General features: G+C 61.6%; 10 protein-coding genes and 1 pseudogene. 6 read left to right on the forward strand and 5 right to left on the reverse strand.

What is annotated here, in order from left to right; translation table 11 throughout:
* Positions 1-11: 11 nt before the first annotated feature.
* A complete protein-coding gene (locus EN869_RS08350) occupies positions 12-2,045 on the forward strand; it encodes a YgiQ family radical SAM protein (protein WP_127225813.1) in 2,034 nt (677 codons plus the stop codon).
* A 384-nt stretch (positions 2,046-2,429) separates the two neighbouring features.
* Here the strand turns inward: EN869_RS08350 and EN869_RS08355 are convergent, their stop codons facing one another.
* Together EN869_RS08355 and EN869_RS08360 are read right to left on the reverse strand one after the other, a co-directional pair.
* On the reverse strand, positions 2,430-3,548 hold the full coding sequence (locus EN869_RS08355) for a DUF1501 domain-containing protein (protein ID WP_127225812.1): 1,119 nt from the start codon (positions 3,546-3,548) through the stop codon (positions 2,430-2,432).
* Complete coding sequence (locus EN869_RS08360; RefSeq protein ID WP_127225811.1) at positions 3,539-4,882, reverse strand: S8 family serine peptidase; 1,344 nt, start codon at positions 4,880-4,882, stop codon at positions 3,539-3,541. The genes EN869_RS08355 and EN869_RS08360 overlap by 10 nt, the downstream gene beginning before the upstream one ends.
* 165 nt (positions 4,883-5,047) lie before the next feature.
* Here EN869_RS08360 and EN869_RS08365 point away from each other — a divergent pair, with 165 nt between their 5' ends.
* Entirely contained in the window at positions 5,048-5,626 is a 579-nt protein-coding gene (locus EN869_RS08365; protein WP_127225810.1) for a hypothetical protein, read from the forward strand.
* 12 nt (positions 5,627-5,638) lie between these two features.
* Here the strand turns inward: EN869_RS08365 and EN869_RS08370 are convergent, their stop codons facing one another.
* Positions 5,639-7,369 (reverse strand): adenylate/guanylate cyclase domain-containing protein, encoded by a 1,731-nt coding sequence (locus EN869_RS08370; RefSeq protein WP_127225809.1) that lies wholly within the window; start codon positions 7,367-7,369, stop codon positions 5,639-5,641.
* A gap of 63 nt (positions 7,370-7,432) precedes the next feature.
* On the opposite strand from EN869_RS08370, the gene EN869_RS08375 reads away from it, so the two are divergent.
* Together EN869_RS08375 and EN869_RS08380 are read left to right on the forward strand one after the other, a co-directional pair.
* On the forward strand, positions 7,433-8,770 hold the full coding sequence (locus EN869_RS08375; protein WP_127225808.1) for a YcaO-like family protein: 1,338 nt from the start codon (positions 7,433-7,435) through the stop codon (positions 8,768-8,770).
* Between the two features lie 703 nt (positions 8,771-9,473).
* Positions 9,474-9,974, forward strand: a complete 501-nt coding sequence (locus tag EN869_RS08380; RefSeq protein ID WP_127225807.1) for a GFA family protein — start codon at positions 9,474-9,476, stop codon at positions 9,972-9,974.
* 93 nt (positions 9,975-10,067) lie between these two features.
* Here EN869_RS08380 and EN869_RS08385 read toward each other — a convergent pair whose 3' ends face one another.
* Both EN869_RS08385 and EN869_RS35470 read right to left on the reverse strand, forming a co-directional pair.
* Positions 10,068-11,468, reverse strand: a complete 1,401-nt coding sequence (locus EN869_RS08385) for an RsmB/NOP family class I SAM-dependent RNA methyltransferase (RefSeq protein WP_210213834.1) — start codon at positions 11,466-11,468, stop codon at positions 10,068-10,070.
* Between the two features lie 79 nt (positions 11,469-11,547).
* Positions 11,548-11,887: pseudogene (locus EN869_RS35470) on the reverse strand (efflux RND transporter periplasmic adaptor subunit); the annotation flags it as partial.
* 86 nt (positions 11,888-11,973) lie between these two features.
* On the opposite strand from EN869_RS35470, the gene EN869_RS08395 reads away from it, so the two are divergent.
* Both EN869_RS08395 and fabF read left to right on the forward strand, forming a co-directional pair.
* Positions 11,974-12,576: a TetR/AcrR family transcriptional regulator gene (locus EN869_RS08395; protein WP_127225998.1), complete on the forward strand. Its 603-nt coding sequence runs from the start codon at positions 11,974-11,976 to the stop codon at positions 12,574-12,576.
* 349 nt (positions 12,577-12,925) lie between these two features.
* Positions 12,926-14,209 (forward strand): beta-ketoacyl-ACP synthase II, encoded by a 1,284-nt coding sequence (gene fabF, locus EN869_RS08400; protein WP_127225806.1) that lies wholly within the window; start codon positions 12,926-12,928, stop codon positions 14,207-14,209.
* Positions 14,210-14,264: the final 55 nt, after the last annotated feature.

Raw genomic sequence — 14,264 nt, forward strand, 5'->3', positions numbered from 1 at the left:
ATACGTCGCCAATGGAAACCCTAGCCAGCGCCCAGAAAAACATAATTCCGCTGTCCGTTCGCCAGCCTCATGCCGGACGGGCTGCACCGTTCCTGCCGATGAGCCGCGCCGAGATGACGGCGCTGGGCTGGGATGAATGCGATATCGTGCTTGTCACAGGCGACGCCTATGTCGACCATCCGAGCTTCGGCATGGCGATCATCGGCCGCCTGCTCGAATCCCAGGGTTTTCGGGTCGGCATCATCTCGCAGCCCGACTGGCACTCGGCGGAGCCGTTCAAGGCGCTGGGCAGGCCGAGGCTGTTCTTTGGCGTGACCGGCGGCAACCTCGATTCCATGGTCAACCGCTATACGTCGGACCGGAAGCTCCGCCACGACGACGCCTATACGGCCGGCGGCGAAGGCGGCAAGCGGCCGGACCGCTGCACGATCGTGTACACGCAGCGCTGCCGCGAGGCCTACAAGGACGTGCCGGTGGTGCTGGGCGGCATCGAAGCCTCGCTGCGCCGCATCGCCCACTACGACTACTGGTCCGACAAGGTGCGCCGATCGATCCTGGCCGACGCCAAGGCCGATCTTTTGATCTACGGCAATGCCGAGCGCGCCGTCGTCGAGGTGGCAAACCGCCTTGCGGCCGGCGACACGCCACGCCAGCTCGATACCATCAGGGGCGTCGCCCTGTTCCGCCGCGTGCCCGAGCATTTCACGGAACTGCACGCCGACGATCTCGATTCCGCCGACGAGGGCGCCAGCCGCAAGCCCGGCGACACCGTGATCCGGCTGCCGTCGTTCGAGCAGGTCGAGGCCGATCGCGATGCCTATGCCCGCGCCTCGCGCGTGCTGCATCGCGAGGCCAATCCCGGCAACGCACGCCCGCTCGTCCAGCGCCATGGCGACCGCGACCTGTGGCTCAATCCGCCGCCCATCCCGCTGACCTCCGACGAGATGGACGCCGTCTACGACCTGCCTTACGCTCGCGCCCCGCACCCGTCCTATGGCGATGCCAAGATCCCCGCCTGGGACATGATCAAGTTCTCGGTGACGGTGATGCGCGGCTGCTTCGGCGGCTGCACCTTCTGCTCGATCACCGAGCATGAAGGCCGCATCATTCAAAACCGCTCCGAGGGCTCGATCCTGCGCGAGATCGAGAAGATCCGCGACAAGACCCCGGGCTTTACCGGCGTGATCTCCGATATCGGCGGGCCGACCGCCAATATGTATCGGATGGCCTGCAAGGACCCCAAGATCGAGGCGGCCTGCCGCCTGCCGTCGTGCGTGTTTCCCGATATCTGCCCCAACCTGAACACCTCGCATGACGACCTGATCCGGCTCTATCGCAAGGTCCGCGAGGTCAAGGGCGTCAAGAAGGTCATGGTCGCCTCTGGCGTGCGTTACGACCTGGCCGTCAAAAGCCCCGAATATGTCAAGGAACTGGTGACCCATCACGTCGGCGGCTATCTCAAGATCGCGCCCGAGCACACCGAGCGCGGGCCGCTCGACAAGATGATGAAGCCCGGCATCGGCACCTATGACCGCTTCAAGGAGATGTTCGACGCCGCCGCCAGGGAAGCCGGCAAGAAATACTATCTCATTCCGTATTTCATCGCCGCCCATCCCGGCACGACCGACGAGGACATGCTGCATTTGGCGCTCTGGTTGAAGAAGAACCGCTACCGCGCCGACCAGGTGCAGACCTTCCTGCCTTCGCCCATGGCCACGGCGACGGCCATGTACCATACCGGCGTCAACACGCTGAAAGGCGTGCGGCGCGGCGCGACCGACAAGGTCGAGACCGTTCGCGGCGGGCGGCAGCGCCGGCTGCACAAGGCCTTCCTGCGCTATCATGACCCCGACAATTGGCCGCTGCTGCGCGATGCGTTGAAGGAGATGGGCCGCGCCGACCTTATCGGCCCTCGGCCCGACCAGCTCGTGCCCGCCTACCAGCCGCCAGGAACCGGCAAGGCTGCCGCCACGAAGCGCCCCGTGCGACCCATCGGCAGAGGGCAGCGATTCACCACCAAGGGCGTAACCTTCCCAAAGAAATGAGCCGCTAAGGGCCGGTGACCTCTCTGCAACGCTCTGTCAGCATAGCTGATCTGCCGGGTGGCGATCCGAGCCACAAGCAGATCCGATTTCGCCGGTAGCTTGGCGCCTATCTCGGTCGTACACACGTTATGTGGTTGTTGCGCAAGGGCCGCCGTTTGAAGAGCGGGGATGTGGCTCTTCGGGCGGGACGGGGGGCGTCAATCGTCGTCAAGCGTCGCTGACGCCTGAGCTGCCGACCGTTCGAGTGTCGCCTCGAACAGCCCGGTCTTGTCGCCTACGGATGTGTGACGGAAAACTTCTGAAACTCCTTTCGGGCGCCGCACCCGACGTCTCGCGCCCCTGATGGAGGGTGTTGGCGGCGTCGTGATTGTCGCAAAGGATGTATCAAATCAGAAACAATCCTTTGATTGCTTGAAGGCCCGATGCGTTGGGAGCGACCATCGCCATTGCCTGGCTTGACAGTCCAAGATGGTCTTTCAACACCGCGTTGACGATCGAGCGGGCATCGGTGGTGACTGCCAAGTCGGTCCCCTCGTGGAGCTGATCTGCCGCCAATCCGGGCCAGCGACCCGCGATCCGCCCTCCGGCTATCGCACCACCCATCAAGAACGCTACGCTGGCACTGCCATGGTCGGTGCCGCCTTGGTCGTTGAAGTGGGCAGAGCGCCCGAATTCCGTAATGCCGAGCACAACGGTTTGACGCCAGATTCCGGCCGCCGCTTCCGAGAACGCGACGACACCGCGCGCCAATGTCCCAAGGGTCGCCGAAAGACGCTCTCCCTGAGCAACGTGGGTATCGATACCGTCCAACTGCAGCAGGGCCACGCGCGGGCCGTCCGGCCCGGACAGCGCCTGCCCCGCGGAGGTCGCCGCTGCGACAAAGCTTGCAGCACTCAGCGCATGTCGCCGCGCAAGCAATGTCTGCACCGCGTCTCCGGCTGAACCGGACGCCTCGCCGAGCCAAAGGCGGGCGAGGTCAAGTCCCGGATTGCCCAACACAAGATCGAATAGCGCGTCATTTGGCAGGCCGGCCGGCGCAGCACGCCACATTGGTTGCCTTCCCTGCGACAGCACCGAAGCGGCTCTTCCCGGCCAGCCAAAATCGCCGCCGTCGACATCGCCGTCGAACAGGACCCTCTGCGCGGCGTCATGCGATCTCCCGATATCCGGGATGCCCGTCGCGGGCAGGATCAGCAATTCGCCAGCCGAATAGAACCGAGCAAGAGGTTCCAGCGCCGGATGAAGTGCGAACAGCGGATCAAGCTTCACACCGAATGCGTCGTCGGAGGTGCCAAGTTCTCTCGCCCTGCCTCGTCCCCGCCGGAAATCCGGATCACCATGGGGCGGCAGCGCGGCCAGCGCATCAAGTCCGCCTCGAAGGTGGACGACCAGCAGCCGCGGGTGGCTGTCGCCGGCAAAAACTGCCGAAGCAAAGCCTGCGCTGGTCGCAAACAGCGAGGTAAGACCCAAACCCTGGAGGGCCGTGCGGCGCGTCAATTGCATTTCGGATAGTCCGGATCAGCGACGTCCGGCGTTCCGGCCGTCGAAAATCCAAGCTGATCGGCATTTGGGATCACGCCCTTTTTGATCGGGACCTCCGGCAAATTCGCAGTGGTCCGAGCCAACAGCCCCGCCAGGACTGGAGCGGCAAGAGACGTCCCCGAACAGATATTCTGTCTTAGCTTGTGATTGTTTGTACTCCGCCAAAGCACCTGGACGCCAACGCCGGGCTCGGACATGGCCGCGCCAAAAGCGCCGCCATTCCAAAGCACATCACACCACCCGTTTGAAACGGTGCTGCACACGCCAGTGCCGGTGCCGGTTGGGATATAAGTGCTGTCGGATGCCGAGACACTTTGGATGAAGCCTTGCGTCGGGTTTGGAGAAAAATATTCCGACGCATTGGCCGGGAAAAAGGACTCTACCCACGACGCCTCGTCACCTTCCCGCGCATTGCCCGCCGCAATCACGATGCGGACCTGCTTGTTTGCGATCTCAAACAGCAGCTTGTCCATCTGACCAAGCAGGTCCAATTGGCCACCCGTCTTCGCGGTCTCCATGAACTGCGTGCCCCAGCTGATGTTCAGGATTTGGCCGGCGGACGCATGATCACTAACATATTGTAGGGCGACAAGCGGCGGTCCGACGATCTTCGACTTCTCGCCTTCAAATGCCTTGACAATCTTGAGTGGCACCCCTGGGCTGACCCCAACGATGCCAAGGAATTGACCGCTTGTTGTACCTTGCACGCGCATTCCGCCAATGATGCCTGCGACCATCGTGCCGTGACCTTGAGTGTCTGGCGCGCCGGTGGTCGTGCTGCATGGGGTAACCATACAGTTGATCCGTTCCGAAATATTGAGAAGCCCTTTTGTGACGACGTCGTCGTCGACGCCGCTATCGATGATCCAGACCGCAGGCCCGCCGGTCGCAGGACTGGGCGACCCGATGACTCTGCAAACGCTCGGCGGCACGAGCTTGTCACCCGTCACAGGCTCTAGCCGACTGCGTGCTTCGCAACCGCCATCCGCGAACAGGCTTACTTCAAGTGAGTCCGGTTCCTGATACCCTTCCGACAGAAGCTTGTTCGCTTCCTCGTCGGTAAAGCTTCCAGTGACCAGGCTAAACCCCAGATCCGGCATGTCGACAGCTTGCAGGGCGTCCCCCGACGGATTGATTTTGTTCAGGCTGGTGATAACCGATGCAAATCTGTCCTTGTCCGCAAGTGGCGCGATGAATGTGTGTTGCGTTACTTGCGGCCCGCCGGGGTCTTCGTCCGCGTGCACGATTGTGGACGCGGAAATGGCGAGAAAAGTCACAAGCCAGGCGAACCTCATGGATCCCTACCGTCTGCTGGTCGACTGACTGGCAGCATGCTCCCAATAGCTCTTTCTGTCCACGGCAAAGCTTTGGAGGCGAACCGCTCGAGGGCTCTTCTTGCAGCCAAAGAAAAAGCAGCCTAGGTTGTTGTCGCACGCCTCAAAGCGCGGGGAGCAACGGTTGTGCCCAAGGTGAAACTCAAGCAGGGCCGACAGGCTCAGGAGATTGGCGCGACGCTCGTGGGAGCCTGGCTGAAGGCTTTGCCGCCCGCATTCACGGCGACCGTATCAGCGGTAGTCTCGACAAGCCCTTTACTTATAACCGTCGACATACCGAACGCATTCACGCTCAACGATGTCATAGCTGTGCGCACTGGGGATAAAAGCGGCAGCCTTCGAAGTGTGATGGTAGGGCAGATCACAGGCACTACAGGAAAAACTTTGCGTATTGTTGATCTTGGCGGTGTCGATATCGCCTACACAGGAAAAAGTTTGCTGAATGGCGTAGTGTCAAAAGTAAAGGACCTGAACAACCCAACTTTTCGCAACGAACTTACTATCGTGCTGGAGCAGATCGTCGACGCGAAAGTGAAACTGGCGTGCGATGCGCCAACGGAGCTGACTGTGGTCCTGCCGGCCCTGCCGGAAGGCGTTGTCACGCGAGAGGACCTGATAGATTACCTCGGGGCGTACCACAAAAACGCACAGGGTCGGCACTATCATGAAGAGCTTGCGTCCGCGGTCCTTTTCGGCTGCCGATAGTAAACTTCAAGATCAGTTCGGCAGCCCTGCGGCGAGCAGCCCCTTGAACAGCGCGGCCCGATCCTCCTCCAGGCGATAGGGCTCCTTGGCCACGAATCGACTGCAGGAAAAGCCGGGCGTACCCGCCAACACGCGAGCCGCGTACGATTTTGCATCGCTGTCCCGGCCAAGCGCCGAGCACGAAGCGGCCATGTAGGCCGTAACCCATGTCGGCATGGTCGACGAACGGCTCAAAGCGACCAATGCCGGCTCGGGCCGGCCCGCAATGAAGTGGACGATGCCGCGAAACGGCCAATACCAGGATGGTTCATACAGCGGATCGAGCACCTGCGCCCGCTCGAACCATTGCATGGCGCGATCCGGTTCGCCGCAAAATGTGTAGAGGGTGCCGAGATAGGAAACCTGCTCGGGATCGTTCGGATTGAGGTAGAGGGCCCGTGCGTAGAGTTGCGCGGCGACGTCGAAGTCTCGCAGGTGCAGCAGCACCCAGCCGAGAATGTTGAGGCAGACCGGATCGTTGGCGGAGAGCGCCACCGCCTTCTTGGCAATTTCATGCGCCTCGTCGAGCAGGGCGTCGGAAGATCCCATGTCGCGAAACCATTCCAACTGCTTGTAGTGAGCCAGCTTGGCATAGGCGCGCCCATAGGTCGGATCGAGGTCGATGGCGCGCTGATACCATTGCCTGGCTTCCGCTTCGCACGCGAGGTCGCCTAGCGGCAGGGCGTTGCCGCGCAGCACGCACTCATAGGCAGCAAGGTTGGCCGGCGGCTTGCGCCGTGCCTTCTCCGCACCCGCCGCCTTGAGGCGGCCGATAACTGTGCCCACGATCTTGCGGACCAGTTCGTCCTGCACATCGAATATGTCCTGATCGTCGCTGTCATAATGCTCTGCCCAAACATCACCGCCGGACGTGGCATCGACCAGTTCGCACGACAGGCGGATACGCCTCCCCATCCTGCGGATTCGCCCCGCAAGCTCGAAATCGAGTCCGATGTCCGAGACCAGCTTCGGCAGCTCCACATCCTTGAGCCGCATCGAGGTGTGATATGACGCGACGGAGAGCTGCGTGAACCGCGTCAGCTCGGTGATGACGTCTTCAGTGAACCCTTCGCTGAAGTACGGCTCCACGCCACCGGTGCTGACAAATGGGCGGACTAGGATCGACGGCGTGTTCGAGCTCGAAGTCTCGGCGCCGATCCTCGCAAAGGCGCCGTCGGGTCGGTGAATAAGCGAGTAGACGGCCACAGGTCGGGGAATGTTCTTGAGCAGAAAGTCACCGCAATATTCGAAGGGCAATTGCAGCCCTGAGCGGACCTCCTCATGCACTTTTGCCGAAAGGCAAATGCCTCCAGGAGCCGCGATCTGTTCAAGCCGTGCAGCCACGTTCACACCGTCGCCGAACACATCTCCGTCGCCGTCGACGATAATGTCGCCGAAATTTATGCCCATCCGAAGTGACAGACCGGGCGACCGCTCGGGGCTTGCGAGATAGGCCTGAATAGCCACCCCGCACCGCACCGCTTCGACCGCGCTGAGGAACTCCGCCACGATACCGTCGCCAGTGTTCTTTACGACGCGGCCGTCATGCCGATGAACGTAGCCTGGGAGCTCGTCGTGCATCAGCGCTCGGACGCGGGTAAACGTGCCTTCCTCGTCTTCCGCCATTTGTTGCGAATAGCCGACCACGTCCGCGACCACGATCGCAGTCAGCCGTCGCTTCAGGGTGCCGTTGCTTGCGATCAATCTAGGCTTTGGGGTCAATCCATACCTCGGGTCGAACGTACGAACCTACTTTAGCACATTTGCATGATGCTATCGCGCACGGCAGCGTGTAAACTGCGGCATGAAGAGCTTCGGGCGTGCGACCGTGCGCCAGAGCGAAATCCGCTCAGAAGCGCTCGCAATGCGAAAGATGCGCACACATTCGAGGTCTGCGTGGGGTCTAGTCTTCTCTATGGCCCGGTGGTGATCTCGGACCCATTGCTCGGCTGTCCTCTCACTGTGGCAGCAGGCCGCGTTCGCGCCGCCAAGGATGGCGATGAGAGCACTTACTTCGCGTCCGGTTGGGGCACGACAGTCGAGCAGGCGCTGCAAGGCTGCCTTTATGAGGCGGACGAAACCTACTTCGCCCAGATCATTCCCGAGGGGCGAATTCTGCGGTCGCGTGCCGATGCGATTCATGGTCGGGTCGTCGAGCCGCCCGGCATCCTTCTTTTCAGCGAAGAGCAATATGACCGCCGAGACGCCGCGAACCGACAGCCCCGCAATATGGTTCCGGCCCGCTGGGACAGATCCGCGCCCGAAGACTGGATCCTGAGTGATGACAGGCTCAGTACGGAGCAAGCCTGGGTGCCCGCGGGGCTGTGTTTTCTCGGCTATGATCCCGGTGGCAAGCAATCATCTTTGCCGGCTGCCGACTCGAACGGACTTGCGCTGGGCATCAACCCTGAGGACGCTGCGATGAGCGCCCTTCTCGAGCTGATCGAGCGAGATGGGACCTCCATCTGGTGGTACAATCGGCTTGTCCTGCCTCGAATCGATCCGAAGTCGATGGCAAGCAATACTATATCTTCATACGAGGATTGGCTTCGGCGCCAAGGTCGCGAATTGCGCCTTCTGCGACTTACGTTGGATTTGGCGGTGCCGATAGTTGCGGCAATCTCCAGCGATAATTCCGGCCGGGGTCCGGCGATGGGGTTTGCGGCAGGCGCATCGTGGTCGGCGGCTGCCACAAGGGCGCTTGGAGAGCTTGCTCAATGCGAAGCGAACCTTGCTCTGCTCTCCCGACAGGCGCAGCAACAGGGAACGGCCCGCTTTACGCCCGGGGCGCGGCAACTTTATCGCTGGCATCAAGAGACGGATCTTGGGCTGTATCCATATTTGCAGGGTGGGAATAGCGGCCCTGCCTGCGCAGATGAAGCGACACTCGACTACGCCTCATGCGTCAAACTCTGCCGCGAACGAGGCCTGGAAATACTCGCCGTCATCCTGATGCAGGATGAGCAGCGGTCCCTTGTCCGTATGTTCGCTCCGGGGTTGCGTTCGACCAAACCAAGGTTTGGTCCGGGCAGGCTCTATTCTGTTCCGGCCACGCTTGACCCCGGGCCTGCGAGCTCAATATGCCGAGACCCTTTCCCGTTTTAGCGCGAAGCCAAAAGCTGCTGCAAAGTTCAATTTGGGATCGAACACCGGAGGGCATACTCTACCGCTTCAGATTCCTTAAAGCGGCCATTCGGCTGTCGGCCCCAAAGCTGTCGTGTTCGTCACGGGTTCATCGACCCTTTTGTGGGATGAAGAGAAACCGTGTGGAGGAAAGACTAGTCCTCCTCTTGGTCCCTCAGTTCGCCAGACCATACGAGAGAATACGAGGGAAATGGGTCGGCGAACCACCCGCTAACATATTGATTTACTATAGAAAACGTCGACCCTCGGCGACTGACATGATCGTTATTCGCCTATGTGCTACGAGGCGGTTCGCCGAAATTAACTCAAGAGGCTGATCCGCTGCTGGGCGGCCGCCTTCACCTTCTACGGAATGGCTGCTTTGCGCCTTATGTTGGACGTCAAAGCCACGTCCAGCAACCTCCAAAAGCGGACATCGCCAGCGCCCGCGCCGGAACTTCGCGGCTGCGGACCCACTGAACAGTCTCAGCGAGCTTCGGCCACAGCTTAACCGGCGGTTGAAGCAATTGTTGGCAGACGGTCGGGAAGGCGTGACCGGGCCCATTCCTTTGGGCCGACAAACCACTAACACCAGAATTAGATCCGCTCTTGCGAGGCTGGACTATTAAAGACGAATACCTAAAAGACATTGAGCCCAAACCCGCCTCTTGAAGGAGGAGAAAAAATGAAACGCATCGAGATGGAGGTAAGCGGCGGCTGCCAGTGCGGCGCCGTGCGCTACCACGCAAGCGCTATACTCGCCAACGCGCATCTCTGCCATTGCCGCATGTGCCAGAAAGCCTCGGGCAACATATTCGCCGCGCTCGTCGCCGCGCCCGATGAGGCGCTCACCTGGACACGCGGCAAGCCGAGCATCTGGAAGAGCTCGGAGCTTGTCGAGCGCGGCTTCTGCGCCAATTGCGGCACGCCATTGTTCTTCCACCACCTCGAAAACGGTCGCACCAACCTGATGATTGGTTCGCTTGACGATCCGCACGCCTTCCCGCCGCTTGCCAATACCTGCACCGAGAACATGGTGGCATGGTTCGATACGATCACGGGCATAGAAAATACCGGTGCGACCGAAAGCAACGGAGCCGACTGGGCCGCGGCGATCAAGAAGAGCAACAACCAGCACCCTGATCACGATACCGCCTCATGGGTGGTGAGGAGGCGTGATAGCTGAGTCCTATTCCGGCGGTTGCCGGTGCGGCGCTGTCCATTGCCGCTAATTCGTGCCTCGCAACGGCCCCGTCAGCTTCCGGCCCATTCGGGTCATTCAAGAAATGGATCGCGAATGGCTATGGGCGGCCCCGCCTAGGAGCGCGGCTTCTCGCTGCATGATGGCGGCAAAGAAGCCGTCGGTATCGTGACGTGCTGGCGTCAGCGACAGATAGTCGGGATGGGCTGAATTCGTCAGCTGCGGCGCGGCCTCGCGCAGCGGCATGGCGCGAAAAGCGGGATGCGCCGCAAGGAATGCGGCCACCTGGTCCTCATTCTCCGCGGGAAGCATGGAGCATGTGGCGTAGACCAGCCTTCCGCCGGGCTTCACCAGACGCGCCGCGCTCGCCAAAATCCGCCCTTGCAGCGACACGAGCTTATCCAGGCCCTGTTCCTCCTGCGCGCGCCAGCGTGCATCGGGGTTGCGTCGCCAGGTGCCGGTGCCGCTGCATGGCGCGTCCACCAGCACGCGATCGAAACCGCCCTTGTGGCGCTTGATCCACCGATCCGTTTCGCTGGCCAGAAGCCGCGTCTCGATATTGTGCAATCCTGCCTGCCGGAAGCGCTCGGCGCCGCGCTTCAAACGGCCTTCCATGACGTCGCAGGCGACGACATAGCCCTTGTTGTTCATCTGCGCGGCGATGGCCAATGTCTTGCCGCCGGCTCCGGCGCAGAAATCGACAACGCGCTCGCCCGGTCGGGCATCGACCAGCATGGCGACAAGCTGCGAGCCCTCATCCTGAATCTCGACCTCACCGGTTCTGAGCATCGGCAGGCTGACCAGCGAGGGGCGCTCATGCACGCGAATGCCATAAGGAGCCATCGCTGACGCCTCCGCCCGCAAGCCAAGATCCTTCAGTGCGCCAAGCATGGCCTCGCGCGTCGACCTGATCGGATTGACGCGCAGGTCGAGCGGCGCCGGCGTCAGAAGCGCGGCCATCTCCTGCCCGAACGCCTCCCTGAAACGGCGCCGCAGCGGATCGGCCGCCCATGACGGGCATTCAAGGCGCACGTCTTCCGGCATGCCGGGATGGTCGATCGTGCATCCCTGCAATTTGACCAGCAGCGCGTGTTCCTGATCCTTCAGAGTAGCAGGGGCGAATTTGGCACCGTTGAACAAGCGTTTGATCTGATCGGCCGTCTTGCCTTCCTTCAGCATAAGCCATGCGAGCAGCCGGTTGCGGGGCATACCCTCGCGCCCATGCCTGGCCAGCCACCAGCCAAGCCGTGCATGGTGGCGCAGAAGCGCATAGAGCAACTCTAAAACCTGTCCACGGTCCTTGTCGTGGATATAGCGCCGGACCCGAAACCAGGCTGAGACGACAGCATCCGCGGGACGCGCGATGCTATCGACTTCATGCATAAGTTCGATTGTGGCTTGCAGGCGGGCGGCAGGGGTCACGGAACGATGATCAGGCTCGAAAACGCCGATATAGGCGATAATGCTGCCTTTGACCATTGTTCGCGCGTTCCCGCGCTCATCCCTTGCGTTGCTGCAGGATGTTGCCGCCATCCACGACGAGGACAGCGTCGTTGACGACAGCATAGCGCTTTGCCGTGAACGCAAGTTGCAGATCGGTCTCGTCGATGAGCGGCTGGCCCGCCTTGATCTGATCACCGGCATCCACGAGGCGCTCGACAATCTTGCCGGGCACGCGAAAACCGAGGTTGCTCTGCACTCTCGCCCCTACGATGCCAGTAAAGCTGCGCGCCGAGCCGGTGGCTTGCTCTCCCGTCACCAGTCTGACGATCGGAGGTTCCTGCCTCGGATCGGTAACGGCGGCTGCCTGCGTCCGATCGGAAAGTGCCACGAATCCCAGCGCCCCCTGACCCTGCGATCAGGATGCTGCCCAACACAATTGCGGGTCTCTTTTTCATGCCCATCGCCTCACGCTAAAATAGATTGCGTCCGAACTCTATATCTATTATAGATTACGAATGAAATCTAAAAATGGAGATCGATGATGCGGGTGAGTCGCACTCAGGCTGCCCAAAACCGCGAGACGGTGATCGACGTAGCAAGCCGCCTTTTCCGGGAGCACGGCTTTGACGGCATCGGCCTTAAGGATCTGATGAAGGGCGCTGGCCTGACCCAAGGCGCCTTTTACAAGCAATTCGCGTCAAAGGAGGACTTGGAGGCATTGGCGTCCAGGCGGGCGCTGGAGCACGCATCTCGTCGATGGTCGGACGCGGCCGCGAAAAATCCCAAGGACCCGCTTGGTGCAGTAATCGAGTTTTACCTCACCGCCGGACATCGCGAAGAAAGGATGGACGGCTGCCCGGTCGTGGCGCTGGGCTCGGATGCCGCCAGGCACGGCAGCGACGTGAAAGCGTCATTCGAAGCCGGGATCAGGGAATACCTTGGGCTGCTCGATGGGTGGGTTGGCGATGCCCACGGCGAGGATCCCGGTGAAAAGGCCATGGCCATTCTCTCGACGATGGTCGGTGCGGTCCTCCTTTCGCGGACCGTCAACGACAAGCAACTGTCGAAGCAGTTTCTGCACGCAGCAGCCGAGAGCATACAGGCGGGGCTGGCCGCTGGTCGCCAACGGGGATCGGCCCAATGACAATGGCTTCTACAACTAAGGGACGACGGATCCGACCGAATTTTCGGCGGCTATTTTCTCGGGCGTCTTGGCGCCACTGGCTGGAAGAATTGCGCCGGTTTGAGGAGGCGATCGACACCACCGAACTGGATCTCCTCGAAAGGCGAGTCAGAGGCCTCGAAGCGCAACTCTCGGAGTTGCGTGCAAGGGCGAGGCAGCCGTGAAGCTCACATTTTCGATTGCGAGCTTTTCGGTCGTTTGCACGCCGAGCGGCGAAACGGTCATCCAGCTCGGCTGGCTGCCGGAGCCGCGCCAGCCCCGAGCCGCGCCGGTTGGCATCGGAAGAGTGCTGGAATCGAAAGGAGAATAGATGCGGCGGATTGTTGTTACGGGCATGGGCGCGGTCACCCCCCTTGCCGCCAATGTCGAAACGTCCTGGTCGCGCCTCCTGGCCGGCCGCTCGGGCATCCGGAGGCTCGCCGACGAGGTTGTTGGAGATTTGCCTTCGAAGATCGGCGGCGTGGTTCCGACTCTGGAAGAAGATCCCGAAGCCGGCCTCGATGCCAATGCCTTCGTGGCTCCGAAGGACCAGCGCAGAATTGACCGCTTCATTCTCTTCGCTTTAGCCGCGGCGGAAGAGGCGCTGGCCCAGGCGAGATGGAAGCCGGGTTCGGAGAGCGATCGGGTTCGCACCGCGACGATCATCGCTTCAGGTGTCGGAGGTTTTCCGGCCATCACCGAGGCAGTGCGGACGGTCGACCAGCGCGGCGTTCGGCGTCTTTCGCCGTTCACGGTACCGTCTTTCCTGGTGAACCTCGCGGCTGGCCACATCTCGATCCGCTACGGCTTCAAAGGCCAGATCGGCGCACCGGTAACGGCATGCGCCGCCGGCATTCAGGCAATCGGCGATGCAGCTCGGATCATCCGCGCCGATGAAGCCGATATCGCCGTGTGCGGCGGCACTGAAGCTTGCATGAACGTAGTCAGTCTGGGCGGCTTTGCTGCTGCACGCTCGCTTTCGACCTCCTTCAACCACCGTCCCGATCAGGCCTCCCGTCCGTTCGACATGTCGCGCGACGGCTTCGTGATGGGCGAAGGCGCCGGCATCCTGGTCATCGAGGAATTGAGCCATGCGCTTGCGCGCGGCGCCACACCGCTCGCCGAGGTCGTCGGCTACGGAACGACTGCGGATGCACACCACGTCACTTCCGGCCCCGAGGACGGCGATGGCGCGCGCCGAGCCATGGAGATTGCAATCGCTCAGGCCGGGATTTCGCTGCCCGAGGTCCGTCATCTCAATGCCCATGCAACCTCCACGCCGGTGGGCGACCTTGGTGAGATCGAAGCGATCAAGAGCGTGTTCGGGCACGATTTCCGGATAGCCGTGAGCGGAACGAAGTCGGCGACCGGACATTTGCTCGGCGCTGCCGGCGGGCTTGGCGCGATCTTCACGATCCTGGCGCTCAGGGATCAGGTCGCACCGCCCACCCTCAATTTGACCACCCCTGATCCGGCAGGCGACGGAATAGACTTCGTGGCAAACAAGCCCCGGGCGATGGAGATGGACTACGCGATCGCCAACGGTTTCGGCTTCGGCGGGGTGAATGCCAGCGCGCTGTTCCGGCGCTGGGACGGACAGAGCGCGAACGGCTGAGTCGCTCCGGCTGATCCTTTCGGCCTTCCTGTTTCTCCAATCCAATCCAATCAAA

This window comes from Mesorhizobium sp. M2D.F.Ca.ET.226.01.1.1 (assembly GCF_004022705.2).
Taxonomy (GTDB): domain Bacteria; phylum Pseudomonadota; class Alphaproteobacteria; order Rhizobiales; family Rhizobiaceae; genus Mesorhizobium.

Excerpts from the sequence above, each read along its gene's own strand:
- EN869_RS08380 (WP_127225807.1), top strand. The coding sequence starts at position 9,474 with ATGAAACGCATCGAGATGGAGGTAAGCGGCGGCTGCCAGTGCGGCGCC.
- EN869_RS08395 (WP_127225998.1), top strand. The coding sequence starts at position 11,974 with ATGCGGGTGAGTCGCACTCAGGCTGCCCAAAACCGCGAGACGGTGATC.
- EN869_RS08355 (WP_127225812.1), bottom strand. The coding sequence starts at position 3,548 with ATGCAATTGACGCGCCGCACGGCCCTCCAGGGTTTGGGTCTTACCTCG.
- fabF (WP_127225806.1), top strand. The coding sequence starts at position 12,926 with ATGCGGCGGATTGTTGTTACGGGCATGGGCGCGGTCACCCCCCTTGCC.
- EN869_RS08385 (WP_210213834.1), bottom strand. The coding sequence starts at position 11,468 with ATGGTCAAAGGCAGCATTATCGCCTATATCGGCGTTTTCGAGCCTGAT.
- EN869_RS08350 (WP_127225813.1), top strand. The coding sequence starts at position 12 with ATGGAAACCCTAGCCAGCGCCCAGAAAAACATAATTCCGCTGTCCGTT.
- EN869_RS08375 (WP_127225808.1), top strand. The coding sequence starts at position 7,433 with ATGATGCTATCGCGCACGGCAGCGTGTAAACTGCGGCATGAAGAGCTT.
- EN869_RS08360 (WP_127225811.1), bottom strand. The coding sequence starts at position 4,882 with ATGAGGTTCGCCTGGCTTGTGACTTTTCTCGCCATTTCCGCGTCCACA.